This is a genomic window from Arthrobacter gyeryongensis (genome assembly GCF_039543785.1).
Classification (GTDB): domain Bacteria; phylum Actinomycetota; class Actinomycetes; order Actinomycetales; family Micrococcaceae; genus Arthrobacter; species Arthrobacter gyeryongensis.
In genome coordinates this window covers 1-23267 of sequence record NZ_BAABKK010000031.1, presented here as the reverse complement: position 1 = coordinate 23267, position 23267 = coordinate 1, and the positions used below count along the sequence as shown (strand labels likewise).

Sequence of the window (23267 nt, the reverse complement as noted above, 5' to 3'; positions counted from 1 at the left end):
GGGATAGCGGTGCTGCCCGCCTATCGACCTTACCAATCCGCGGTCTAGGAACCTTGTAGCTGCGCGGCGTGCTCCTCGTGGATTGCGTCCCTGGGGTCTTCCAGGCTTCGCCCTTTGGTTTCGGGGACTGCGAAGGTGGCTGCAACGGTGATGGCCGTCAGGAGTGCCAGGTATCCCGCGATGGGGAGCCAGGCTCCGGTCCCGGCACCATGGACCGCGCTCCCGCCTTCGGCGGTGACCGCGAGCGACATCAGCCAGGCGCCAATCAGGGGAGCGATGCCGCCGGCGATGACCGCGGATCCTTCCCGGGCGACCGACACTCCCAAATATCGCTGCCGGGAGCCGAAGAGTTCGCACATGAGGGCGCTTTGCGCGCCGAACATTCCCCATGTGCCAACACCGAGTCCGATGGAGACCACGAAGATGGTCAGCACGGTGTCGCCGAAGCTGAGCGCGTACCAGATGGGAAAGGCTGCGATCAGTTGGAAGATGGCGAAGGCGCGGTAGGTGCGGACGCGGCCGTATTTGTCGGTCAGCCAGCCGGCGAGGGGCACGACGGCGGCGCCCACCGCGGCGGCGAAGACGAGCGAGAGTGCCCCGATGGGTCCCTTCATGCCGATCGCGGCACTGGAAACGTACGCAATCGCAAGTGCCTGGTAGATGGACGAGCCGCCGTTTTCGGCCATGCGCAGTCCGATTCCCAGCAGGACGGTCTTCCCCGAGCGGTTGATGAGGGTCCTGAGGGGCCTTTCGGTGACCTGCTCGTGCCGTTCCAGCTTGGCGAAGGTGGGGGATTCCTTGAGGCGCAGCCGGATGTAGATAGCGACGCCGAGGATCACGACGCTGGCGAGGAACGGTACCCGCCACAGCCACGTGTCGGTGATCTTGATGGCCTGGTTGGTGTTCAACAGCAGGAAGTACACCAGCGCCGCGGCGACGGTGCCCATTTGGACGCCCAGGAAGGGCAGGGAAGCGACGAAACCGCGTCGGCGTGCGGGAGCGTATTCGGTCATCAGGATGGATGCCCCGGCCATTTCAGCTCCGGCTCCCAGGCCCTGCATCAGGCGCAACACGATGAGCAGGATCGGCGCCAGGATTCCGGCGCCCGTTCCGTACCAGTCGGCGGCCGAGCCGTTGTAGGTGGGCAGGACGCCGATGAGCGTGCTGGCTCCTCCCATGAGGAGGACGGTGGTAAGCAGCACGAACTTTCGCCCGAGCCGGTCGCCGAGGCGGCCGAAGATGATGCCGCCGAGAGGCCTGATGGCAAAGCCCAGAAAGTAGGTGCCGAAGCTAAGGACCAGGCCGGTCGCGGGGTTGTTTCCGGGGAAGAACAGCGGGCTGAACACCAGGGCGGAGGCCAGGCTGTACAGGGCGAAGTCGTAGTATTCCAGGGCGCTGCCGAGGGAGCTCGCCCAGGCTGCCCTGGCGAGGTCCCGGGTCGAAATTCTGGCGGCTACCGCCTGCGGGTGGGTTGTTGGGGGACTAAGGCTCACGACGGAGTGCACCTAACTGTGGGGTGGGATGTGGTTGATGAACGGAACCTGTTCGGGGACTGAGGTCCTTGAGGATGGTGTCTGCGACGCGAAGTGCGTTGGCTGCGATGGTCAAGGCCGGGTTGAGGGCTGCCGAGGAGGGGAAGAAGGAACTGTCGACGATCCAGAGGTTCTCCAGATCGTGTGCCCGGCAGTCAGGGGTGAGGACACTCGTGCGGGGGTCGTCGCCGGCGACGGCCGTGCCGCATTGGTGGGAGTTGGTCTCGATGCCCATGCGTTGGGTTAAGGCCGCGGGATATCCGGCTTTGCGGACGGCCCGGCGGACGCGCCTTACCAGCTCTGCATGCGGCTCGAGGTTGTTCGGCTCCCACCAGACGTGGATTTTGCCGTTGACGATGCTGATGCCGTTGCTTCGCCGCGGCAGGTCTTCGGTGGTGAGGTAGATGTCGATGCTGCGGTCCGATATCGCCTTCAGGATCGGGGTGGGCGCCCAGGTGCGGGCCATTTTCAGCATGCTCGCCCGCAGCTTGCCGAGCATCTGCAGGTTGCCCAGCGGATAGGGGGTGGTAGGGCCGGCCTCATACCAATCGTTGAGACCGAGGGTCTTCTGCCAGAGGGTCCGGTTGACCTTGAATGGATTGATTCCGATGAAGAAGGTGCTGTTGTGGACCATGTAGTTCCTGCCCACAAGCCCTGAGGAATTGGCCAGTCCTCGCGGATGTTCAGTGGTCGCGGAACCCAACAGCAAGGCCGCGGAGTTGACTGCCCCGGCAGCGAGTATGAACCTGGCAGCCTCGATGCGGATGACTTGGTCGTTGCGTTCTGCCAGGGCGGCGACAATCGTGCGTCCGTCGGCCCCGAGAACCAGCCGGGTGACTTTGGTGTCTGTCATCAGCGCGACGCCGGCTTCCACTGCGGGGTCGATGGCGACTTTCTCGGCGTCGGACTTCAGTCCCGCTTCATTCGGCGCGCCGTCGCTCGTGGCGCACAAAGCACGCTTCTCCGGAGTGTCGGCGTCGAGCCCGTTGGCCATCCTGAAGGGATGGAGCCCTTGGCTCCGCAGGGAATCCGCCAGGCCCTGGATGGCGGGTTCGTGGTCCAGCGCAGGATAGGGGTAGCCCTCGGAGTGAACCGGTTCGGTGGGATCTTCGCCGATCTGGCCCCGGACCTTGAAGAGCTTTTCGGCCCGGGTGTAATACGGTTCAAGGTCCGCGTAGTTGAAAGGCCACGCCGGCGATATCCCATCTGCATGCCGTGTTTCCTCGAAGTCGCTGGCACGGAACCTGGGCAGGCAGGCGCCGTAGACCTTCGTGTTGCCTCCGACCCAGTAGTAGACGCCGGGTTTGAAGGATTCGCCGGTGCGGCCATTGAACCAGGACTCCGCGTTCTTGTACCGGCCCTTGAGATAGACCTCGTCCAGATCGGAGTTTTGCGGCTCAGCTGGCAGGCGGTGGCCACGTTCGATCAGCAGGACCTTGGCACCGGAGTCCTTCAGGGCGTAGGCCATGGTGCCGCCGCCCATGCCGGATCCGATGATGGCGATGTCGGTATGGATCACCTCGTCCGGGTACGCCGGTTCTGCCGGCGTCTCCGGACGAGGTGACTCGTCGATGGTTTTCCAGGACATGGTGCTTACCGGCCTTGCCGTGCCTCGGCGTACTGCTGGATCTGGTCCATGGTGTCCAGGAACCAGTAGTCGCCCCACATGACGGATTCGTCGACGCCCAGGTCCTTGCCTTCGTGGTAGCTGCCGTGCTTGAGCACGCCTTCCCAGCCCTCGTCCGGACTGGCCAGGAAGTCGTCCTCGCTCAGGCGTTGCAGGATGTTCACTGCGTAGTCGGCATAGATTCCGGCTTTGGTGCGGTCCTGGACGAGGCCTGCGAGCTGCCAGAAACCGCCGGCCGCCGCGGCCGCAGCGGAGGTCTCGTACAGGCGGACGGGGTTGGGTTCTTCCCAGTCGTTCGGCGGCACGAGACGGTCGCCGGTCTTTTCGATGTAGAAGTCAGCTGCCGCGATGGCGGTTTCGAGGAAGCGGCGGTCGCCCGTGAAGCGGTAAACGGTGCCGAAACCGTAGAGGGCCCAGGCCTGCCCGCGTGCCCAGGAGCCGTCGTCGGCGTAGCCCTGTTGGGTGGTCTGCTTCAGGAACGCGCCGGTTTCGACGTCGAACATTCCTTCGTGGGAAGCGGAACCGTCGCCGCGCATCAGGAAGCGCCGGGTGGTAAGGCAGTGGTCCACGGCTTTGCGGGCCATGTCCTGGTCCCCGGTTTGCTGGGCGGCGTAGAGGGCCATATGGATGTTCATCATGATGTCGATGAACAAGCTGTCAGGCTGGCGGAAGCTGGGCATGTACTTTCCGGCTTCGCGGTAGCGGCTTGCGGTGGTGCGACCGGCCTCGACCACAACGTCGCGCTTGGTGGTGTCACCGGTTGCTTCGAACCAGCGACGGTACGTGGACCAGAACAGGAATCCGAGGTCGTGGACGGTGTCATCGCTCTTTCGTTCTTCGATGAGTTCGGAGTAGTGCTCGGCGGCGGCGCGGAAGCGTGGCCGGTCTGCCTCGTCGGCGCGGCGGGAGAGCATCCAGAGCTGGCCGCCGAGGAAGCCCTCGCACCAGTTGGTCCAGGCTTCGCCATCGACGACCCATTTGCCTTCCTCGGTATACAGCGGAAACCGGTCAGGGTGCGCGGTGATGAGTCCGGTCAGTTTGGCTGAGGCGGTTTTCCAGGCTTTGGAGGCGGCTTCGGCGAAGCCCGACGGGACTTCGTAGCCTGTCGGGAGCGTGAGAGGCAGGATGGCGGGCAGCACAGCGGATGCGTGCGCCGGTGCGGTGGTTGTGGTGGCAGTCATGTTCGTTTCCTTTGGAGGGTTCCGGGGGTCAGGCGCGGGGCGCGTCGGGGGCGTCGACCCACCGGGTGTGCCGGGTGCCGACCTGCAACTGGATGGTCTTGAGTTCGCTGAATTCTGCGAGGGCCTGGCGGCCAAGCTCACGGCCGATACCGCTCTGGCCGTAACCGCCGAACGGCACTTCGGGGTAGCCGTCCATCCAGCGGTTGACCCAGACGGTCCCTGCGCGCAGGTCGCGGGCAGCCGTGAGGGCCTCGTTGATGTCGTTGCTCCAGATCCCGGCTGACAGCCCGAACGACGTGGAGTTCGCGATGCCAATCGCTTCCTCGAGCGTGTCGTAGGGGAGTACGGAAAGGACAGGGCCGAAGATCTCATCGGTGGCGATGGACATCTGTGCCGTGACGTCCGTGAAGACGGTGGGCTGGTAGAAACGGCCGTCCAGGCCGGTGTCGAGGCGGCCGCCGCCGGTGAGCAGGTGGGCCCCGGCTGCGCGGCCCTCGGCCACATAGCGTTCGACGACGGCGAGTTGGGTGTCGTTGACGAGCGAACCTACCAGCGTGTCGGACTTGAGCGGATCGCCCACGCGCATGTGCTGTGCCCGTTCGACGACGGCGGCGGCGAACTCGTCGGCAATTGATCGGTGCACAATGAGGCGGCTGCCGGAGTTGCAGCACTGGCCCACGTTGAAGTACCCGCCGAACACGCCCGCGTCCACTGCGGCCGTGAAGTCGGCGTTGGGCGTGATGATTTGCGGGTTCTTCCCGCCCAGTTCGAGTTCGACCTTCTTCAGGTCCCGGCCGGCCGTGGCGGCGATGTTCTTGCCGACACCTGTTGAGCCCGTGAAGCTGACCATGTCGATGCCGGGGTGTTCAGCGATGGCCGAACCGACCACACGGTCGCCGGTGACGATGTTCACGACGCCTGCGGGGAAGCCGGCTTCGCGGATGAGGCGGCCCAGCATCACGGTGGTGGCGGAGGTGCTTTCGCTCGGCTTGATGACCGCGGTGTTTCCGGCGGCGAGGGCGAACGGGAGCTTCTGGCTGATGATGAGGAGCGGGAAGTTCCACGGCGTGATCATCCCGACGACGCCAATCGGTTCGTGGACCACAAGCGCCAGGGTGTCAGGCCCCAGGGCGTTGTGGGCGTCGCCCTGGGTGTTCCTGGCCAGGCTGGCGGCGTATTCCCACAACTCGGCGGTGCCGGCGACTTCGTTGCGGGACTGGGTGATGGGCTTGCCGGTTTCGAGTGTTTCAGCCAATGCCAGTTCTTCCGCGTCGCGGCGGACAAGGTCGGCGACTTTCAGCAGCAGCTTGGAGCGCTCGGATCCGCTGGACTTCCGCCAGCCGCCCTCCAGCGCCTTTCGTGCGGCGAGAACGGCACGGTCGACGTCGTCCTTTCCGCCTTGGGGGAATGAGGTCACCTCGACCTCGTGTGCGGGGCTCAGCCGGGTGAAGGTCTCGCCGCTGCGGGCCTGGACGTCTTCACCGTCGATGATCATCGGCCGGTAGGTGGGCTCGACGTCGTCGAGCGTGTAGTTCCTTGTTTCCATTTCGGGTGTCCTTAGAAGATGTTGTGTGGGTGTCCGGCTCGTGGTGTCAGTTGTCCGTGAAGTGCGCGGAGCGCTTTTCCCGGAACGCTGCGACACCCTCGGCCAGGTCGTCGGTGGCGGCCGCGAGGCCGCCGGCCAGGGCCTCGAGCACGCGGGACGGAGCGCCGTCGGCAGCCGCGTCGACGAGCTGCTTGCCCAGTTGCACGGCCAGCGGGGCTCCGGCCAGCAAGTCAGCGCTGAGCTTTGCGACGGCCTTTTCAAGCTCCGCTTGGGGCGCGACGGCGGTGGCCAGGCCCCAGCCGACGGCTTCCTCGCCCGAGAGTTGCCGCCGGGTCAGGACAAGTTCCTTGGTTCGTGCGCGGCCCACCAGTTCCGTGGTGCGTTCAGTGCCACCCCAGCCGGGTACGGTGCCGAGTCCGGTTTCGGGAAGGGCAACGCGTGCTTCGGCGGCGATGACGCGGAAGTCGCACGCCAAGGCAAGTTCCAGCCCGCCGCCGAACGCGAGGCCATCGACGACGGCGATACTGGGCTGCCGGAGTCCGGCGAGCGCATCGAAGGCCCGGTGGCCGGTGGCGATCCAGTCCCGCCACATGCCGGCGGCGGAGAGATCGGCGAAGTGGTTGATGTCCGCGCCGACGCAGAAGACCTTTTGACCGCCGGTGCGCACGATGACGAGCCGGGCCGTGGAGGCGGCGACTTCGCGGGTTGCCGCGGCCAGGTCCTCCAGCAGGCCCAGGGTAAGTGCGTTGAGCTTGGCCGAGCGGTCGATCAGAATGTTCGCGGTGTATCCATCAGCGGAGTACTCCACGGTCACCTGTTCGGTCGCTTCTTTGGCAACCGGTGCTGTTTCGGTGCTCATGGCTGCTCCTTTCGTAGGCCGCCGAGTTCGCCGGCCAAGTGCTCGGCGGCGCGCAGGACGATAGCCCAGATGGTCAGGGTGGGGTTGATGCCGGGGCAGCTGGGGAACGCCGCGCCGGAGTACATGAAGAGGTTGGGGGTGTCGTGGACCGCGAGATGCTCGTCCAAGACCGAACCGGCAGGGTCGTGGCCGAAGCGGGCACCGCCGAGGTCGTGACTGGAGCCGACCCCGGTGAAGTAGGGGCCTTGCCAGGTCTTCGTTGCTCCCATGTCTTTCAGCAGGCCGGTTGCGCGGTCTGCCATCCAGGCGGCCAGTCGGCGCTCATTCTCGCGCAGCCTGTATGTCACCCGGACCAAAGGCATGCCGAGTCCGGAGGAGTCACGGTGCCGTGGGTCGATTTCCAGGCGGTGCGAGGCGTATGGGAGGGCGTCGGGCTGGATGCGGATGACTCCTTGCTGGGACCACAGTTTTAAATGGTCGCGGTAGCCGGCGCCCCAGCGGCGGACGTCTTCGGGGAGGGTTTCGCGGGCGATCTGCAGTGGCAGGGCCTGCTGTTCGGCGCCGAGGGTCGCACCGCCGATGAAGCCGTGGTCCAGGGACCTGAATTCGGGGGAGAGGTAGTCGTCCAAGACCACGCCCTGGGCGGCAGGGCCGGTGTGGCGGTTGAATTCGATACCCGGGAAGAGGGCATCCACGTGGCCGAACATCTTGGTCATGTAGTGAAGCCCCAGTTGGCCGGTGTTGTTACCGAGGCCGTTTTCGTGACGGGAATCGGCCGAAAGGTACATCAGGCGCAGGTTTTCGTAGGTGTACGCGGAGAGGATGACGGCCCGGGCGTACTGGCGGCGGACCCTGCCCAGGGGATCGACCCACTCGACGCCGCGGGCGGCACCTGACTCATCCATGATGATCCGGGTGACGCGGGAGTGGGTGCGCAGTTCGAAGTTGCCGGTGGCGATGGCGGCAGGCACCGGGCCTAGGCCGGGGTGCCAGCGGTCGCCGCGGAAGGATCCAAGGCCGTTGTTCCACGCGCTGTAACCGGTGGCAGGCCGCCCGCCGTAGGACTCGGTGGTGAATCCGACGGGAACGGGGTGCGGGTGCAGTCCGGCGGCCTTGCTTGTCTCCGTGAACTTGTTGCCCAGGATGAACGGCCGGGTGGGCGGCAGCGGCAGGGGCTTGCTGCGCCGCACGAAGGGGTTGGATTCGTCACCGGCGATGCCGATCAGGTGTTCGAGCTTCGTGTAGAAGGGTTCCAGGTCTTCGTAGCTGACGGGCCAGTCGGCCAGGGTGCAGTCCTCGGGGAGCGCTTCCGGTCCGTAGAGGCCGTCGTAGTGGCTCTTGGGGGCGAATTGCCAGGGGTGGAAGCGCCGCAGCCAGGATCCGTAGTGTCCTGCGGAGCCGCCGACGCCGTTGACCATCCGGCCCAGGGAGAAGGTGGCTTCGCGGCTGTCCTCTTCCTCCGCGGTTTCGCGCCAGCGGGGGGTCTCCTGTTGGAACTTGGGTCCCAGGCCGCCTCGCGTGTAGTAGGCGTGTTCGAGTTCGTCGGGGAGGAATTCGTCCAGGGGACGGAACGGTCCGGCTTCCAGGCCCACCACGTTCAGGCCGGCCTCGGCGAAGACCTGGGCGCTCAGCCCGCCCATGGCTCCGACGCCGATGAGGAGGACGTCGACTTCCTCGGTCATTTGCGGGTTCACGGCGTTCTCGTAGCCAAGCTGCTTGAGCCGGTGTCCTTCGGTATCCCGGGGGATCCCCCGCATGGCATCGGCAAGGGTCTTGATCACTCCACCCTTGGTCACATGTTCGGTGCTGAGGTTTTCCTCGGCCGAGTTTTCCAACCAGACGCCGGGGTGCTTGAGGAACTTCCAGCCGACACCGTCCTTGTTTCCACCGTGGGCAGGATCCGCGAAAAGGCCTTCCTGCAGGTGCGCGACGACCAGCCCGAAGAGCTCCCGCTGTTCCTTCGCAGGAAGCTGATCGGTCAGTTCGCCTTGTTCGAGCAAGACCAGCACGTCGGTGCGTTCGTCCAGTGTTAGCGCGGCGAAGTTCCGGCCGTGCTTGTCCTCCGCATACCGGTCCAAGGCACCAAAGAGCCATTGGTACCGGGGCAGTTCCTTCCGGCCGTAGCCTTCCAAGGTCAGATCCAGGTAGGTGGTGACTCCGGCGTCGCGGACGTCGGGGCTTTCCCCGTCGGAAGGGAACATGGCTTCGAACAGCGCGTCGGCAAGTTCGGTTTCGTAGGGCGTGAGAATGCGGAAGCTTTTCATCGCGGGAGTCCTTTCAAGTGTTTCGGCCGTGCGTCAGTGCGCGGCCAGTGAAGGGGTGCGCTGTTCGATCCGCTCGTGCAGCGGCAGCGTCGGGAGGTGGATGCCGACCGGTGCGTCGGCGAAGAGGGCGAGGTCCATGGTCCGTAGATTGTCGGAGACGATCAGCGGGAACTCGCTGCGGTCCAGGACGTCTTTTTGGAGATCCACGCCGGGGGCGATTTCAGTGACGACGAGTCCCTTGCTGGTGAGCTCCAGCACCGCGCGTTCGGTGATGTATTTGACCTTCTGGCCGCGCGCCAAGGCACGGGGCCCAGAGAAGGTGATGGCCGAAACGTCGTTGACCAGCTTGGTGAAGGGGCCATCGGCGCGGATGTCCAAGCCGTTCCCGCCGGCCACGATGTCGCGGCGTCCGGCGGTGAAGGCGCCCATGAAAATGATCTCGGGAGCCGAGGACGTGATGTCGGCGAAGCCGCCGACGCCCGCGGTGACGTGGCGCTTCTTGGGCAGGTGGTGGACGTTGACATTGCCGAGCCGGTCGATCTCCAGGAAGGACAGCAAAGAGCGGTGGAAGCCGCCGCCTTGCAGGAGGGTGAATTGGTCGATGCTGGGCATGATTGCGTCAGGGTTCTGGGCGCATCCGAACGCGAAGTCCAGCAGGGGGATGCCGCCTACGGCGCCCTGTTCGATGACCCAGCTGACTTCCCGTCCCTGCTCTTCTTCGACGAGGACGTGGGGGACCAGTGCCGAGACGCCGAAGCCGAGGTTGACGATCTCGCCGGCCTTGAGTTCCTGGGCGGCGCGACGGGCGGTGATCTTCTCGATGGAGAAGGCGACGTGGGGGAGCGAGCTCAGGGGCCTGCGCAGTTGCCCCGAGATGGCGGGGTCGTTCGCGGTCAGGGTGGTCTGGAGCTGGTCCTCGGCGATGACGATGGCGTCGACCAGGATCCCGGGAACTTTCACGTGCTGCGGGTGCAGGCTTCCTGCTTCGGCCAGACGCTTGACCTGGGCGATAACGACGCCACCGTTGTTATGGGCAGCGTAGGCAAGATCCAGGGCCCCAAGTGGTGATCCTTCGTCTTCGAAGGTCAGGTTGCCGTATTCATCGGCGGTGGTTGCCCGGATGATGGCGACGTTGGGGATAACTGAGGGGAAGAACAGCCATTCCTGCCCTGCCAGGGTGGTTGTCTCGACGTGCGCGGCGGGGGTGGTGTTGTTCATCCGTCCGCCTTGAAGGCGGGGGTCGATGAAGGTGTCCAGGCCTACCTGCGTGAAGACTCCCGGTTGTTTCGCCGCCGCGGTGCGGTGCATCTGGTAGATGACGCCCGAGGGGAAGTTGTAGGCCTCCACTTCCTCGCTCTCGATCATCTGCCAGATCAAGGGCGGCTCCGCGCTGGAGGGTCCCGAGGGGTAAGACCCGGCGATGACTTTGTGCAGCAGACCGGGGCGGGCGATGTGGTCGATGCCCTTCACTCCGTACATGTCGCCCGCGGCAATGGGATGCACGGACGTCAGGTTCGTCGGGTGGGAGGTTTCCTCGAACCGCTGGCCGATCCCGGCCAAAACGCTGTCCGGGCACCCGAGGGCGCTGGAAGAACTGACGGTGATGACGTCGTCGTCGTTGATGAGCTCCGCTGCCTCGCGGGCCGTGAGGATCTGTACCTTCTGCATGGTGTTCTTTCTGGGGTCTTAGTTGATGTGGACGGTGCATCCGGAGAGCGCGGATTCCTGGGCTGCGAGGGCGACTTTGAGGGCCAGCAGCCCGTCCTTGCCGCTCGCCGTCGGGATGCCCGTGCCCTCGACGGCGGACGTGAAGGCGCGCAGGTTGATGACATAAAGATCATCGGAGCAGTCGACGTCGATGGTTTGGCTTCCTGACTCGGTAGTCAGGACCAGCTGGCCTTCGGTCTCCTGCGTCATGGCGTCGGTGACAATGAGGGTGCCGGCGGTGCCGTGGACTTCCAGGGAAGTCTTCGCGTAGCCGACCGTGAAGGAATCATGGGTCTGGGCGAGGACGGGAGCCTGGCCGTCCCGCTCGTACCGGATCACGGTCATGGCGGCGTCTTCCTGGCCGCCCGTGTTCCAGGCTGCTTGCTGGACGGCGACGGCGCTGACCGCCACCGGAGTGCCGAGCAGCGGGTTGAGGACCGAGGCGTCGTGGCAGGTGATGTCCAGGATCACCCCGCTGCCGGGGGTGCCTTGACCGAGCCGCCAACCGCGAAGTCGTTCCGGCAGGAGAACGGCGTGGGCAACCTTTGCCGACAGGACGGTACCGATGGTTCCGGCGTTCACGAGCTCCCGGACTTTCGCATGCAGCGGGCTGCCTGGCAGGTGGTGGTTCGCAGCCAGGATCAGGTCCCGTTGCTCCGCCAAATCCACCATCGCCCTTGCCTCCTCGACGCTCAGGGCCAGTGGCTTCTCGCACAGCACATGCTTGCCGGCCCGAAGTGCCCTGATGGCCTGGTCGAAATGCTTGTCGTTGGTGGAGGAAATGTAGACCGCGTCAATGTCCCAGCCCAGAAGCTCGTCCAGAGCGGTGGTGACATTGGGCATTTCGTGGCTGGCCGCGAAGTCCCGCGCCCGGTCTCCGGATCCGCTGTAGATCCCGACGGCGTCGCCTCCACTTGCGCGGATGGCGCCGATGACTCGGGTCGCAGCGATGTCGCTGGCGCCGATGAGGCCCCATTTCAGTGCTGTCATTGATTTCTCCTTAGGTTCTAGGTCGCCATTGGGCGGTGGAAGCGCGGATCTTCAGCGCCGGTTCGATGAGGGATCGTTGGGGATCCAGCGAAGAGTCCCTTATGCGGTTCAACAGCATCTCCGCTGCTTTGCGGGCGATGAGTTCCGGGTAGGTGGCCACAGAAGTCAGCGGCGGGAGCAGCAGTTCGGCCATGGCGATGTCGTCGAAGCTCGCCACGGAGACGTCCCGTCCCGGTTCCAGGTTCCGCCGACGCAGCTCGGCATAGATCCCGAGCGCCACCGCGTCGCTGTAGGCGATGATGCAGTCTGGCCAGATCCCCTGGTCAAGCACCCGGGCCACGCCCTCGGAACCGCCGGCAGCATTGTTCGTGGTGGTAGCGGCGGACAAGGATGCGTCGAAAGCCACGCTGCTTCCCGCAAAGCCGGTTTCCAGGCCCTTGATACGTTCGGTACGCGCCGAAGAATATTCAGGGCCCCCAATGAGCACCGCCGACGCTGCACCCAGGGAGGACACATGCCTGGCCAGCCGCTGCCCGGCCAGAATGTTGTCCGGGCCGACGTAGTCCATTTCTTCGGAGAAATAGCGCGCCAGCTGCAGGACCGGTACCGAGGAGCGGTCAACGATCTGGCAGACCGGGGCCAGCTCGGTTCCCTCAGCGGGCAGTAGAAAGATTCCATCGACCTGCTGCTGGACCATCGTCTCGAGCTGAAGGGCCTGCCGCTCGACGTCATCCCGGCTGTAGCCGACCAGGAGCGTGTACCCGGCTTCATGCGCGGCTTCCTCGATGGTCATGGTCAGCCCGGCAAAGTAGGGGTTGCGGATGTCCGTCACGATCAGTCCGAGAGTCATCGACTGACTGCGGCGCATGTTGGCCGCGTGCCGGTTATAGACGTAGCCCAGCTCTGCCATCGCCAGCCGGACGCGGTCCGAGGTCGCTTCCGGAATGCGGGAGCTTCCCCGCAGCACCAGCGAAGCGGTAGATCGAGATACTCCAGCCGCTCGGCTGACATCGTTCAGGGTCACCTTATTCATCGATCCGCACCTCCTTTCGTGCTTGGTCTCACATTTCTATCATGTTTCCATCCACTGCGATAGATCGATCTACTAGAAATCTACCGCCAATAGTTTGCTGAAATTCGAGACAATTCGCATCGTGGCTTCATCACGATCCGCCGATTGGGGCTGCATGATCCCGCTTGTGAAGAAAAGTATTGCATCGATCTACTTAAATATGTAACCTGAACCACAACGCAGGCTGAAGCCGGCCTTGTCCGGCGTCTGACAACCCAAAGGAGAGTAGTCATGCGTTCTTCCAACAAACTCAAGATCTCAATGGCCGCAACGGCCGCGGCAAGCCTCATCGCCGTCACCGGATGCGCCGCCAACACTCCCGCCGGAAGCTCGAGCGGGGCCGGCACCAACAAACTTGAGATCACGTCCTGGTGGACCTCCGGTTCAGAGGCGGACGCGCTCAACGTGCTCATTGACGGGGTGAAAAAGGCCTCGCCTGGCCTTTCTGTCGACAACGCCGCAGTGTCCGGCGGCGGCGGATCCAACGCCAGGCAGGCGCTGGCAGCACGACTCCAGGCCGGCAGCCCGCCCGACACGTGGCAAGTGCACCCGGCAGGGCAACTCAAGAGCTACGTCGATGGGGGCCAGGCCGCCGATTTGACGGCACTCTGGACCGAGGGAAACTGGGCTTCCCAGATGCCCAAAGACGTCGCCGAAGCACAACAGGTCAACGGCAAGTACTACACGGTTCCCATCGGGGTCCACCGCGGCAATGTCCTGTGGACCAATCCCTCAGTGCTCGCCAAGGCGAACGTCACAATCGACCCGGCCGCCGGCGTCGACGGCCTGATCAGCAGCCTCAAGCGGGTGCAAGCATCGGGTGTAACGCCGGTTTGCCTGGGGGACAAGGACATCTTTGCCTCCGCGGAACTGCTGGAGTCCCTCATCATGTCCCGGGCAGGCGCGGATAACTGGAAGAAACTCTTCACCAACCAGTACTCCTTCGACGCCCCCGAAGTGAAACAGGCGCTGGAAGACTACAAAACGATCCTCTCCCTGGCCAACAAGGACCACTCGGCCATCACCTGGGACGAGGCCGCCAAGAAGATGACCAACGGCGCTTGCGCCGTCAACCTCATGGGCGACTGGGCCTACGGAGAACTTCTCAACGCCGGCAAAAAGCCGGGGACGGACTTCGCATGGGTGGTGTTCCCCGGGAAAGAAGACATCTTCGACTACGTGGGTGACGGTTTCTCCATCCCCGCCAACAACATCCCGCACGCCGATGCGGCAAAGGCGTGGCTGAAGACCTTGATGGATCCGAAGATCCAGACAGCCTTCGCGGCCAAAAAGGGATCCATCCCAGCCCTGAGCACCGCTGACGTCTCCGGGCTGTCGCCGTACCAGCAATCCGCCGCCAAGAGCTTCAAGTCCGCGGCGGTGGTCTCCTCACTGGCGCACGCCCAGGCAGCTCCGGCTGAATTCGCCCAGACCTATGCCGACGCCGTCTCCACCTTCAACGGCAGCGGCAACGTTGCCGCCTTCACCGCCAGCATGACGCAGGCGCAGAAGAGCCAGCTGAAGTAGCCGGCACTCCAACCACGTCGTAACGGGTGTGGCTGCGGGCCTCCGCAGCCACCCCCCGGACAGGATCAGTTCACACATGACAACCTCAACAGCACCTCCAGCGCCGGTCAGCCCCTCACCCCGGTCCAAGAAACAGGTACCCCACAACGTCAAGACGTCCCGGCGAGCCGCGTGGATCTTCGCTCCCAGCCTCCTGGTCAGCTTCGTCTTCGTCTACGTCTTCATCGGCATCACCGTCTATATCTCGCTTTCGAACTGGAAGATCGGCACAAGTCCCGATCTGAGCATCCGCCAGCCGTTCGGTGGCACCTACGGCGAGATCGTCCAGGAACAACGCTTCCAGGCCGATATCCGCAACGTCGTGATCTTCACAATTGTCTTCCTGGTCTTGGCCATCCTCGGCGGACTCGTTGCAGCCCTCTTCATCCACCACGTCGCGGTAGGCAAAGGCCTCTTCCGGACCGTTTTCCTCCTGCCCTATGCCTTGTCCTTCATCGTCACCGGTGTCGCCTGGCGCTGGATCTTCTCGCCCTCCACCGGCGTCAACGAAATCCTGCGGAACCTGGGCATCCAGAATCCTCCCGGCTGGACTACCGACACCACCGTCCTAGGTGCCTTGAACGACCCCACCGGCACCGACTTCCTCAAGGTCCAGTTCGGTATTCCCGTCGCCCTGCTGCCCATCATCTTCGCCGCCGCCTGGCAGCTCGTTGGCTTCGCCATGGCCATGTACCTGGCCGGGCTTGCCTCCATTCCGGAAGAACACCTTGAAGCCGCAAGCGTCGACGGTGCCAACACCTGGCAACGCCTACGCCACATCGTCCTTCCCCAGCTGTGGCCCTCAACCATCACCTGCTTCGTGCTCCTGCTTCACGTGGCATTGAAGATCTTCGATCTCGTCATAGCAATGTCAGGCTCCGGCCCCGGATTCGTCACCGATGTCCCCGGCATCTACATCTACAACTACCTCACCAGCCGCTACGACAAAGCCTCAGCGATGGCGATCATCCTGCTCCTGCTGACGCTCGTGGTGATTGTCCCCTACCTCATCCGCGGCTACCGGAAAGAGCGGAAGGCATAGAAATGGCCGTCGAAACACTTCAACCGACAACGCCCAGCCCAAGCAACTCCTCACGCCGGCGTTTGGCTCCAGGTAGGCGTAAGCCCCGTTCGTGGAAAATCCCCAAGACCCCCGGAGGCTGGATCGTCCTAGCAGTCTGCGCCGTAGCCACCCTCGGCATGTTCATGCCGGTATATGTCATCATCTCCACGGCATTGTCAGGAAGCAGTGGAGCACCCAACTTCTTCCTCGCATTCCCCGACGCGCCAAGCCTTGACGCCTTCAAAGGGGCATGGACAAAGCTTCACGGATCCCTGATCAATTCACTCCAGATCACCCTCCCTGCGGCATTGATTTCGTGCCTGCTCGGTTCAATCAACGGATACATCCTGTCCAAGTTTCCGTTCAAGGGGTCCAACGCCCTTTTCACGGTCCTCCTGGTGGGGATGTTCATCCCGTTCCAGGCCGTCATCATCCCGGTCTTCCAGTTCCTGAACATGCTGCACCTCCAAGGCAGCATCGCCGGCCTGATCGTGGTCCACATCATCTACGGCATCCCGATCACCACGCTGATCTTCCGCAACTACTACGAAGGTATCCCCAGCGCCATCATCGAGGCCGCAGCCATCGACGGCGCCGGGATCTGGAAGACGTACTTCCGGGTGATGCTCCCGCTGTCGGTTCCCGGGTTCGTCGTCGCAGGAATCTTCCAATGCACGAACATCTGGAACGACTTCCTCTTCGGGTTCATCCTGGCTTCCCCGGCCGCATGGCCGGCCACCGTTACGCTGAACAACCTCATCGGCACGACGACCGTCAACTACTCCGAACTGATGGCCGGCGCCGTGCTGGTCGCCGCCCCCACTGTCCTGCTCTACCTCGTCCTGGGCAGGTTCTTCGTCAGCGGCCTCACCGCTGGAGCCGTGAAATGACTGTGCTTGATGTCTTGTGTGTCGGCGAAACCATGGCCGTCGTCACCCCTGCGAAAGCCGAACCACTACGCGAAGCCGAGGAATGCCTGCTTGGTTACGGGGGAGCGGAGTCCAACGTCGCCGCTCACCTGGCCGAATTCGGGTGCCGTGCAGGCTGGGCCAGCCGGTTAGGGATGGATCCGTTCGGGGACCGCATCGCGGAGGGCCTGACCGCCCGTGGTGTGGATGTCAGCAGGGTGGTCCGGGATCCGGCGTCCAGTACGGGAGTGTATTTTAAAGACCCGGATCTTGGTCACGGAGCCCGCACCCTCTATTACAGGGCAGGTTCCGCGGCCTCCCGCATGGCGCCGGAGGATTCAAGCGCTTGGGTCCTGGAGCAGACCGGCTGGATCCACACGAGCGGAATCAACCCAGCCTTGTCGGGCACCTGCTCGGAACTCACCGAGCAGCTTCTCAAACACGCCCACTCCGCAGGGTACGAGGTGTCCTTCGACGTCAACTACCGCCCGGCATTATGGAACGTGGAGATGGCTGGGCCTAGGCTTCTCGAGCTGGCCTCCATGGCTACGGTGGTCCTCGTGGGCCTCGATGAAGCCGAAACCCTGTGGGGCTGCTCCACCGCGGAAGACGTCTCGGCACTCCTTCCCGGGCCCCGGCACCTGGTCATCAAGGATTCGGCCAACGAAGCCGTGGAGTTCATCCGCGAACCAGGCAAGAACGAGCAGATGTTCCGGGTTCCCGCACACCTGGTGGACGTCGTTGAACCTGTCGGTGCCGGTGACGCGTTCGCCGCCGGCTACCTCGCCGGGCTGCTCCGCGGAGACGAGCCGGTCGAGAGATTGGCCCTCGGCCACTCCTTCGCAGCGTGGACCCTGGGTACCCGCGCGGACTTCAGGCCAGGTCACGGCACGAAGCCGCGCAGCTACGGTGCCAAGCAGGTGCCGGCAGCCGCCAACTGAGACTCACCGCCGGAAACCCAACCCCCGCTGGAACCACCTCCCAAGGAGAACACCTTGCTACACAAACACCCCAACGACTGGTTTGCCGATGACTTCTTCAGCGTCCCGGTGATCGCCGTGCTCCGCGGCCTCACCCCCGTCGAAGCCGTCAAGTCCGCCACGCGGGCATGGGACGCCGGCGTCGAACACGTCGAAGTCACCATCGAAACACCAGACGCCGTCCCTACCCTGGCCGCGGTGGCCAGCGCAGCCGCAGAAAGAGGGCTCGCCGTCGGCGCCGGAACTATCATCCGCCCCGAACAACTGGACGCCGCAGCATCAGCCAGCGCATCGTTCACAGTCTCGCCAGGCCTGGATGAAACGGTCCTCCGGGAGAGCATCCGACGCGGTCTCCCGCACCTGCCGGGAGTGGCCACCCCCAGTGAAATACTCCGGGCGAACGCCCTCCGATTGACCTGGCTCAAGGCGTTCCCGGCCTCTGGGCTCGGACCCGAATGGATCAGGGCCATGAAAGGACCCTTCCCGGACGTTCAGTTCGTCGCGACCGGAGGCATGAAAGCCGCGACAGCCACGACGTACCTCTCTGCGGGAGTCAGCGTCGTCGGGCTAAGCTCAGATTTCTCCTCCGACGCCGCCGCAGCATCCGTGCGCGATCTCCTCGCGTCGATCTCAGGCACGAGCGCTCCCCACTAAACCCATCCACACCGGGACTCCAGCGAGGGTCCCGAACCGCGCAGTCGCGGGACTATCATCACTTCAACGCGACATGACCGCAGAGCCTCGCATCCCAAGAACGGACACCGCCATGACCTCTGACAACGAGGACCGCCTTCAGGCAGTCCTGTGGGACATGGACGGCACGCTCGTCGACACGGAGCCCTACTGGCTGGCTGCCCAAACAGAGCTCGCACAAGAACACGGAATCACGTGGACCACCCACGACGCCCGGGCCACAGTCGGGCAGGCAATGCCCGTGACAGCGGCAATACTAAGGGAAAGCGGGGTGGCCCTCTCCGTCACCGAGATCATCGATGACCTCCTCGAACGCGTTGTCGCTAGCCTGCAGGGCGGGATCCCTTGGCTTCCGGGTGCGGAACGGATCCTCGGCGAACTCGTCGCCCAACATATTCCTTCCGCGCTGGTCACCATGGCCTTCAGCCCCGTCGCCACCCGCGTGGCCGCAGCCGCACCCATCGGAACCTTCCACGCCGTGGTCGCCGGAGATTCCGTCCCGCAGGGTAAGCCCCACCCGGCCCCATACCTCGCCGCAGCAGACCTCCTCGGCGTTGACCCCGCAAACTGCGTTGCCGTGGAGGATTCAGTCAGTGGCACCACCAGCGCCCAAGCCGCTGGCATGGAAGTCATAGTTGTGCCAGGGATCGTGCAGCCGCCACCCGGACCCGGGCGTCACTTCATCGCGTCACTCGAGGACCTTACAGTGGATAGCCTCCGCGGCATACTCCGCGATCCGGGCGCCGGCGACCACCGGCCTGCAGCCGGCAGTTGAACAAGAAGCCGGACTCTTTGAAGTCAGACTCTCAACCCGCAATTCCGCTGGGCACCCGCCTGATGGTCGGCGCGGCGGGAAGTCCAGTGACCAGATCCGCTCCACGAGACCCCCTCGACGTGGACAAGCGCACCGCTCGGAGGTCCAGGCAATAGCCCGTAAGACGCCTGGGATTCAGTGCAGTCGTCTTCTGAGCATGAAACTTTTCGCGGGAGGCGTGCTGTGGGTGGTGACGCTGGTGCTCTGGCTGGTGACCATGGTGGGCTTCGTCATCGCCACGTGGGGGCTGTTCGCGCGTCAGGGCTGGTGGGAGATGATTGCCATCAGTTCAGCGGGATTGGGTCTGATCACTCTCGTCCCGTACTGGATCGCGGCGGTCGGCGGAGGTGAAACCGTCGGCACGACGGCATGGAACGCCTTCGTCCATGTCCTCATGGTCGCCAGCGTGTTCGTGCTCTTGCTCGTGCCACCGTTGGAGCGTTGGGTCGACCAACAAGTGATGCACACCTGATCAGGTCAATCGATACCGCCGCGGGATCGTCCGATCGCATGCTGGAAACTGGGGCCCAATCACGGGCCACGCTTGTTGGTGGACCTCCGTGTAGGTTTCCTCCAAATAGCCACCGTCATAGGCACGGATAACGCCGATCGTCAGATCCGCTGCTGCCTTAAGCGTTTGCTGGCCAGACACCTCTACTGACCCGAAACGCGCTCCGTATTCGACCCTCGTTGAGCTGCTCCTCCGCGCCGTAGTCGTATCCGTCGAGCGTTGCACGCCGGCTGTCGTGACCGACCAGATCGATCTCAACGAAACCCGGAACCGCGTTGTCCCACTGCGCCCAGGTGCGCACCGGTATCTGTGACTTCAGCAGCGATCCGGGCTTGGTATGGGACCGGCCTCGCGGTAAAAGCTTCGCCCGCCGCCCCGCCAGCCGACGGTCGATGGTCGCCGCGCTCATCCGTCCCAGCAGCTCCGCCTGCCCGTCCGTGAGGTCCAGGGCCTTCTCGGCGCGCAGCATCGACACCAGATCCGGCAGCATCGGCGCCAGCAGCTCGCCCGCCGGCCCCCGCAGCACCGCCCAGCACATCACCAGCCCCTCCTGCAGGTCGGCCCCGTACACCGGGGCACGTCCTGGCCGCACGCGCCGGGGCCGCACGCGCGGGGCCGCGGCGGATCCAGCGCATGCCGCAACACCGCCCGGGCGTGGTCCCGGTGCCAGCCGGTCAGCTCAACCAGCTCGTCCAGGATCCGCCCCATCCGGACCCGGTCACCAGCCCGGTAAGACTCGGCCAGATGCTTCGAGGCAGCCTTCCGTTCACCCATCGTCAATCCCATCCCTCAAGGATCTCCACCCCGGTCCTCCCGGAGGTTTTGATCTGAGGCAACGTATCCGACCACGCGGAGGTTTTTTATGAGTCAACGCGGAGCCTTGTTGACGAGGCAGGTCGCGCGTACTCTATGAGCCACACCACCCCGGCTGTCAGGAGGACTCACCATGGCCACAAGCGAAGCCAACAAGGAGACCGTGGCGCGACTCTTCGATGCCTTCCGGGCCGGAGACACCGAGGCCTTCAACGAGCTGATCGTGCAGGACTACAAGCAGCACAACCCGCAGGCCGGCGATGGTTTGCAGGCGGTAAAGGACTTCTTCTCCCAGTTCGGGCCGGTCGACGTCGAAGTTCATCGTGTGATCGCCGAAGGTGACTTCGTCGCCGTCCACTCGCACTACAAGACGTTCAACTCCGCAGGCGTGGACATTTTCCGGTTCAGTGAGGACGGCAAGATCATCGAGCACTGGGACGTGCTGCAGGAAGTCCCAGCGACGACGGCAAGCGGGAACGACATGTTCTCGCAGCTGAGCTGAAGGCTGGGAATTCCTGCAGATCCTCACCGGGAGGAATGATTGTATTGATTCCCCCCGCCTGTGACTCGCAGCGATAAGTGGTGGTCTTTTCGCAACGCTATTTGTCACCCTTCAGCCCGTAAGGGTATCCCTTACCGGACGCGGCGCCACTCAGGGTCGCCTCTGACGTCTTGCTGATCTACCATCTTTTCCTACTTGACCATCATCTATGGGCAGGAGCTGTTGACCACTGCCAAACTGTGGGAAGTTGGGGTCGAAGGAGACGATGCGCCGAGGGAGCTACCGAGTTTGATGAATTGCTAGTTCAGGCAAGGGCCGCGCTTAATGCCATCGTCAACGGCGACCCGAGCGGCTACAAGGCCATCTTCTCCGAGGGCGAAGACATCACGCTCGGGAATCCCTTCGGTGGATTCGGGCGCGGCAAGGCTGCAGTCTACGAGCAGCTCGAACGGGCGGCGTCTTACTTCCGGGACGGAGAGCTGGTCTCTTTCGAAACGATCGCGAAGGATGTCGGCGAGGTTCTGGCCTACACCGTGGAAATTGAACGATTCCGTGTGAAGGTCGGCGGACAGGATGACCTGAGCGACGTCGCGATCCGCGTTACGTGCGTATACAGACGCGAAGCGGACGGGTGGAAGCTCCTTCACCGGCACGCCGATCCACGAGTTGGGTGACAGTCCGCTGACTCTGTGATCCAACACTAAACCTGACGGGCGGCCACCGCTGGAACGAGCAGCAGGGAAGCGGAACCATGAAAGACTTGATCCGAAGCTGCGGTCTCCGTGGGCGGCTCTGTCGAAGAGCGGCTGCTTGGCGGCGTCGGTGAACTGCGCACTCCAAACCCGACAGGACTCGGATCACGCCCCGTCGGTCCGGTCCAGGTAGTAGGCCCTGGATTCATTTTGTCTGTGGACCACTTTCCTGACGCCGCCGGATCTCCTTTCTGGCCGCTAGAGAAAGGGTGCCAACGAAGATTGCATAAATGATGTCCAAGTAGCCCGGCCACCCTGGAAGCCGAAAGATCCCGATCACGGTCCAGCCGACAGCGATGATGAGATACACGTATTCAAGCGAGACGAGATCGCTGACAGACTGTTTCGGGAACCGGTATGCGTTCCACAGCCACTGCATGATCGCTTGATCCTTTCGAGGACGTGCTTCCACCCTCATGTGCGACACACTAGTGCGCCCGAACACGCAGGGCCATACCCTGCCAGACCAGTGAGGAGCCGGGTCACGGTCTCTTCAACAAGAAGAGCCTAGAGCTCGATAACGTCCTCATCGGCCCATCATCGGCAGCGGCTCTTCGGCGAGATATCTTCGTGCAGCGCACGGAACGGCCACAGATTTAAGATAGGTGTTGGGCCCTGCCAACCCGTATGCCCCCACACCTAATCTTGCATAAGAGTTGGAATGTCACTTGGGCATTCTCGGATTTGAGGGTGAGCGGAGAGCCTAGATCGAGCCGGCCATCTGAAGGGAAGGCCAGGTCGAGAATTCCTCCGAACGGACCCTCCGAAAGCGAGCTGCCATGCTCTTTCATCAGCGTCGTGCCGTGCGCATCTGTGATCGTAAATCGCTCATGCGCCGCTGCAAGAGTTGTCTCGGCCCGATGCCTAGATGGAATTCGGGCCTCTGATCTGAGGCGAATGAGGAGATGGGTCTCGGTAGTCTCCAAAGTCTGGACCGTGAGGTCTATGCCGCTCTGACTGATAACGGGCAACTTGCACGTGAACATGACTAGCATCCTAAATGTCGAGGGTGGCGCTATTGGCTGGGTCCCCGGGTAGGAGTCCAGTGTTTGTGTGAGTTTCGTGTCCGAGAATGGACGCAGGAGGAATTTCACGCATCATGGCACGCAGACACACCCCCGAGCAGGTCATCGCCAAGGTCCGGCAGGGGCAGAAAATGCTCAACGACGGACGCCCGATGGTCGAAGTCATCAAGGAACTCCAGATCACCGAGGCGACCTGGTACCGGTGGCTGAATCAGTACGGGTCCGAGAAGAACGCCGAGGCATCCAGGCGGACCAGGGAACTGGAGAAGGAGAACGCCCGGCTCAAGCGGCTGCTGGCTGAGAAGGAACTGGCCATCGACATCCTGAACGAGGTCGCGAAGGGAAAATTCTGAGCCCCGAACCGCGCCGTCGTGCCGTGCGCATGGCAGTGGAGAAGTTCGGGGCGTCCGAGCGCCTTGCCTGCAGAATTCTGGGCCAGAACCGGTCCGCGTTCCGCAAGAAGAAACCCGACATGGGATTCCAGGAGGCCCAGCTGCGGGCGGACCTGAGGGCCGTGGCCGTGAAGCATCCCGCGTGGGGCTGGCGGAAGGCCCGCTGGCACCTCCTGGCCCAGCCTTCATGGGACGGGGTGGCGCTGAACAGGAAGCGGGTCCGCCGACTCTGGCGTGACGAAGGCCTGGCCTGTAAACCCAGGGCACGGAAGAGGCGCAGGACCGGGCCCGGCGCCCGGGAACAGAAGCGCCTCACCGCCCAGTATCCGATGCACGTGGTCAGCTTCGACTTCCAGTCCGACGTGACCTCCTGCGGCCGGCACATACGGTTCTTCAATGTCATCGACGAATACACCCGCACCGCCCTGGCAGTCATTCCGCGCCGGTCCTTCAAGGCCTCCGACGTGGTC

General features: G+C 63.8%; 21 protein-coding genes and 1 pseudogene. 11 read left to right on the top strand and 11 right to left on the bottom strand.

Annotated features, from left to right (window positions below; translation table 11 throughout):
- Window positions 1-44: 44 nt before the first annotated feature.
- From ABEA18_RS20470 to ABEA18_RS20430, 9 genes are read right to left on the bottom strand one after another with little or no spacing between them, the layout of a single operon-like run.
- On the bottom strand, window positions 45-1493 hold the full coding sequence (locus ABEA18_RS20470) for an MFS transporter (protein ID WP_345452265.1): 1449 nt from the start codon (window positions 1491-1493) through the stop codon (window positions 45-47).
- Window positions 1483-3120 carry a GMC oxidoreductase gene (locus ABEA18_RS20465; protein WP_345452263.1) on the bottom strand — a complete coding sequence of 546 codons (1638 nt, stop codon included), beginning with the start codon at window positions 3118-3120 and terminating at the stop codon, window positions 1483-1485. Before ABEA18_RS20465 ends, ABEA18_RS20470 begins: the two co-directional genes overlap by 11 nt.
- A gap of 5 nt (window positions 3121-3125) precedes the next feature.
- Window positions 3126-4340, bottom strand: a complete 1215-nt coding sequence (locus tag ABEA18_RS20460; protein ID WP_345452261.1) for a glycoside hydrolase family 88 protein — start codon at window positions 4338-4340, stop codon at window positions 3126-3128.
- 28 nt (window positions 4341-4368) lie between these two features.
- On the bottom strand, window positions 4369-5886 hold the full coding sequence (locus tag ABEA18_RS20455; protein ID WP_345452259.1) for an aldehyde dehydrogenase family protein: 1518 nt from the start codon (window positions 5884-5886) through the stop codon (window positions 4369-4371).
- Window positions 5887-5932: 46 nt separating this feature from the next.
- Window positions 5933-6745 (bottom strand): enoyl-CoA hydratase/isomerase family protein, encoded by an 813-nt coding sequence (locus ABEA18_RS20450; protein ID WP_345452257.1) that lies wholly within the window; start codon window positions 6743-6745, stop codon window positions 5933-5935.
- Window positions 6742-9009 carry a gluconate 2-dehydrogenase subunit 3 family protein gene (locus ABEA18_RS20445; RefSeq protein WP_345452255.1) on the bottom strand — a complete coding sequence of 756 codons (2268 nt, stop codon included), beginning with the start codon at window positions 9007-9009 and terminating at the stop codon, window positions 6742-6744. Before ABEA18_RS20445 ends, ABEA18_RS20450 begins: the two co-directional genes overlap by 4 nt.
- 33 nt (window positions 9010-9042) lie before the next feature.
- A complete protein-coding gene (locus ABEA18_RS20440; RefSeq protein WP_345452253.1) occupies window positions 9043-10677 on the bottom strand; it encodes an acyl CoA:acetate/3-ketoacid CoA transferase in 1635 nt (544 codons plus the stop codon).
- Between the two features lie 18 nt (window positions 10678-10695).
- The gene (locus ABEA18_RS20435) at window positions 10696-11706 is read right to left on the bottom strand and encodes a Gfo/Idh/MocA family protein (RefSeq protein WP_345452251.1); all 1011 of its coding nucleotides are present in this window, start codon (window positions 11704-11706) and stop codon (window positions 10696-10698) included.
- A 10-nt stretch (window positions 11707-11716) separates the two neighbouring features.
- Entirely contained in the window at window positions 11717-12739 is a 1023-nt protein-coding gene (locus ABEA18_RS20430; RefSeq protein WP_345452249.1) for a LacI family DNA-binding transcriptional regulator, read from the bottom strand.
- Between the two features lie 270 nt (window positions 12740-13009).
- Between ABEA18_RS20430 and ABEA18_RS20425 the strand changes: the two genes are divergently transcribed.
- The 7 genes from ABEA18_RS20425 to ABEA18_RS20395 all read left to right on the top strand — a co-directional run bounded on the left by ABEA18_RS20425 (window position 13010) and on the right by ABEA18_RS20395 (window position 19274).
- Window positions 13010-14305, top strand: a complete 1296-nt coding sequence (locus ABEA18_RS20425) for an ABC transporter substrate-binding protein (protein ID WP_345452247.1) — start codon at window positions 13010-13012, stop codon at window positions 14303-14305.
- A gap of 76 nt (window positions 14306-14381) precedes the next feature.
- Complete coding sequence (locus ABEA18_RS20420) at window positions 14382-15386, top strand: carbohydrate ABC transporter permease (RefSeq protein ID WP_345452245.1); 1005 nt, start codon at window positions 14382-14384, stop codon at window positions 15384-15386.
- A 2-nt stretch (window positions 15387-15388) separates the two neighbouring features.
- Entirely contained in the window at window positions 15389-16297 is a 909-nt protein-coding gene (locus ABEA18_RS20415) for a carbohydrate ABC transporter permease (protein ID WP_345452243.1), read from the top strand.
- Window positions 16294-17256 carry a sugar kinase gene (locus tag ABEA18_RS20410; protein ID WP_345452242.1) on the top strand — a complete coding sequence of 321 codons (963 nt, stop codon included), beginning with the start codon at window positions 16294-16296 and terminating at the stop codon, window positions 17254-17256. Before ABEA18_RS20415 ends, ABEA18_RS20410 begins: the two co-directional genes overlap by 4 nt.
- A gap of 54 nt (window positions 17257-17310) precedes the next feature.
- Window positions 17311-17949 (top strand): bifunctional 4-hydroxy-2-oxoglutarate aldolase/2-dehydro-3-deoxy-phosphogluconate aldolase, encoded by a 639-nt coding sequence (locus ABEA18_RS20405; protein WP_345452241.1) that lies wholly within the window; start codon window positions 17311-17313, stop codon window positions 17947-17949.
- 112 nt (window positions 17950-18061) lie between these two features.
- Complete coding sequence (locus tag ABEA18_RS20400) at window positions 18062-18763, top strand: HAD family hydrolase (RefSeq protein ID WP_345452240.1); 702 nt, start codon at window positions 18062-18064, stop codon at window positions 18761-18763.
- Window positions 18764-18959: 196 nt separating this feature from the next.
- Window positions 18960-19274 (top strand): hypothetical protein, encoded by a 315-nt coding sequence (locus tag ABEA18_RS20395; RefSeq protein WP_345452239.1) that lies wholly within the window; start codon window positions 18960-18962, stop codon window positions 19272-19274.
- A 157-nt stretch (window positions 19275-19431) separates the two neighbouring features.
- Here ABEA18_RS20395 and ABEA18_RS20390 read toward each other — a convergent pair whose 3' ends face one another.
- Window positions 19432-19884, bottom strand: a complete 453-nt coding sequence (locus tag ABEA18_RS20390; RefSeq protein ID WP_345452237.1) for a hypothetical protein — start codon at window positions 19882-19884, stop codon at window positions 19432-19434.
- A 62-nt stretch (window positions 19885-19946) separates the two neighbouring features.
- Between ABEA18_RS20390 and ABEA18_RS20385 the strand changes: the two genes are divergently transcribed.
- The 3 genes from ABEA18_RS20385 (at window position 19947) to ABEA18_RS20375 (ending at window position 21302) form a co-directional block, all read left to right on the top strand.
- On the top strand, window positions 19947-20144 hold the full coding sequence (locus tag ABEA18_RS20385) for a hypothetical protein (RefSeq protein WP_345452235.1): 198 nt from the start codon (window positions 19947-19949) through the stop codon (window positions 20142-20144).
- A 115-nt stretch (window positions 20145-20259) separates the two neighbouring features.
- Window positions 20260-20628: a nuclear transport factor 2 family protein gene (locus tag ABEA18_RS20380; protein WP_345452233.1), complete on the top strand. Its 369-nt coding sequence runs from the start codon at window positions 20260-20262 to the stop codon at window positions 20626-20628.
- A gap of 296 nt (window positions 20629-20924) precedes the next feature.
- On the top strand, window positions 20925-21302 hold the full coding sequence (locus tag ABEA18_RS20375) for a YybH family protein (protein ID WP_345452231.1): 378 nt from the start codon (window positions 20925-20927) through the stop codon (window positions 21300-21302).
- A gap of 223 nt (window positions 21303-21525) precedes the next feature.
- On the opposite strand, the gene ABEA18_RS20370 is transcribed toward ABEA18_RS20375, so the two are convergent.
- Window positions 21526-21759 (bottom strand): hypothetical protein, encoded by a 234-nt coding sequence (locus ABEA18_RS20370; RefSeq protein WP_345452229.1) that lies wholly within the window; start codon window positions 21757-21759, stop codon window positions 21526-21528.
- A gap of 720 nt (window positions 21760-22479) precedes the next feature.
- On the opposite strand from ABEA18_RS20370, the pseudogene ABEA18_RS20365 reads away from it, so the two are divergent.
- Window positions 22480-23267: pseudogene (locus tag ABEA18_RS20365) on the top strand (transposase); the annotation flags it as partial.

Bases quoted from the DNA above. Each gene is read 5' to 3' on its own strand.
- ABEA18_RS20465 (WP_345452263.1), bottom strand. From the start codon at position 3,120: ATGTCCTGGAAAACCATCGACGAGTCACCTCGTCCGGAGACGCCGGCA.
- ABEA18_RS20460 (WP_345452261.1), bottom strand. From the start codon at position 4,340: ATGACTGCCACCACAACCACCGCACCGGCGCACGCATCCGCTGTGCTG.
- ABEA18_RS20455 (WP_345452259.1), bottom strand. From the start codon at position 5,886: ATGGAAACAAGGAACTACACGCTCGACGACGTCGAGCCCACCTACCGG.
- ABEA18_RS20450 (WP_345452257.1), bottom strand. From the start codon at position 6,745: ATGAGCACCGAAACAGCACCGGTTGCCAAAGAAGCGACCGAACAGGTG.
- ABEA18_RS20445 (WP_345452255.1), bottom strand. From the start codon at position 9,009: ATGAAAAGCTTCCGCATTCTCACGCCCTACGAAACCGAACTTGCCGAC.
- ABEA18_RS20440 (WP_345452253.1), bottom strand. From the start codon at position 10,677: ATGCAGAAGGTACAGATCCTCACGGCCCGCGAGGCAGCGGAGCTCATC.
- ABEA18_RS20435 (WP_345452251.1), bottom strand. From the start codon at position 11,706: ATGACAGCACTGAAATGGGGCCTCATCGGCGCCAGCGACATCGCTGCG.
- ABEA18_RS20430 (WP_345452249.1), bottom strand. From the start codon at position 12,739: ATGAATAAGGTGACCCTGAACGATGTCAGCCGAGCGGCTGGAGTATCT.
- ABEA18_RS20425 (WP_345452247.1), top strand. From the start codon at position 13,010: ATGCGTTCTTCCAACAAACTCAAGATCTCAATGGCCGCAACGGCCGCG.
- ABEA18_RS20420 (WP_345452245.1), top strand. From the start codon at position 14,382: ATGACAACCTCAACAGCACCTCCAGCGCCGGTCAGCCCCTCACCCCGG.
- ABEA18_RS20415 (WP_345452243.1), top strand. From the start codon at position 15,389: ATGGCCGTCGAAACACTTCAACCGACAACGCCCAGCCCAAGCAACTCC.
- ABEA18_RS20410 (WP_345452242.1), top strand. From the start codon at position 16,294: ATGACTGTGCTTGATGTCTTGTGTGTCGGCGAAACCATGGCCGTCGTC.
- ABEA18_RS20400 (WP_345452240.1), top strand. From the start codon at position 18,062: ATGACCTCTGACAACGAGGACCGCCTTCAGGCAGTCCTGTGGGACATG.
- ABEA18_RS20395 (WP_345452239.1), top strand. From the start codon at position 18,960: ATGAAACTTTTCGCGGGAGGCGTGCTGTGGGTGGTGACGCTGGTGCTC.
- ABEA18_RS20385 (WP_345452235.1), top strand. From the start codon at position 19,947: ATGCCGCAACACCGCCCGGGCGTGGTCCCGGTGCCAGCCGGTCAGCTC.
- ABEA18_RS20380 (WP_345452233.1), top strand. From the start codon at position 20,260: ATGGCCACAAGCGAAGCCAACAAGGAGACCGTGGCGCGACTCTTCGAT.
- ABEA18_RS20370 (WP_345452229.1), bottom strand. From the start codon at position 21,759: ATGCAGTGGCTGTGGAACGCATACCGGTTCCCGAAACAGTCTGTCAGC.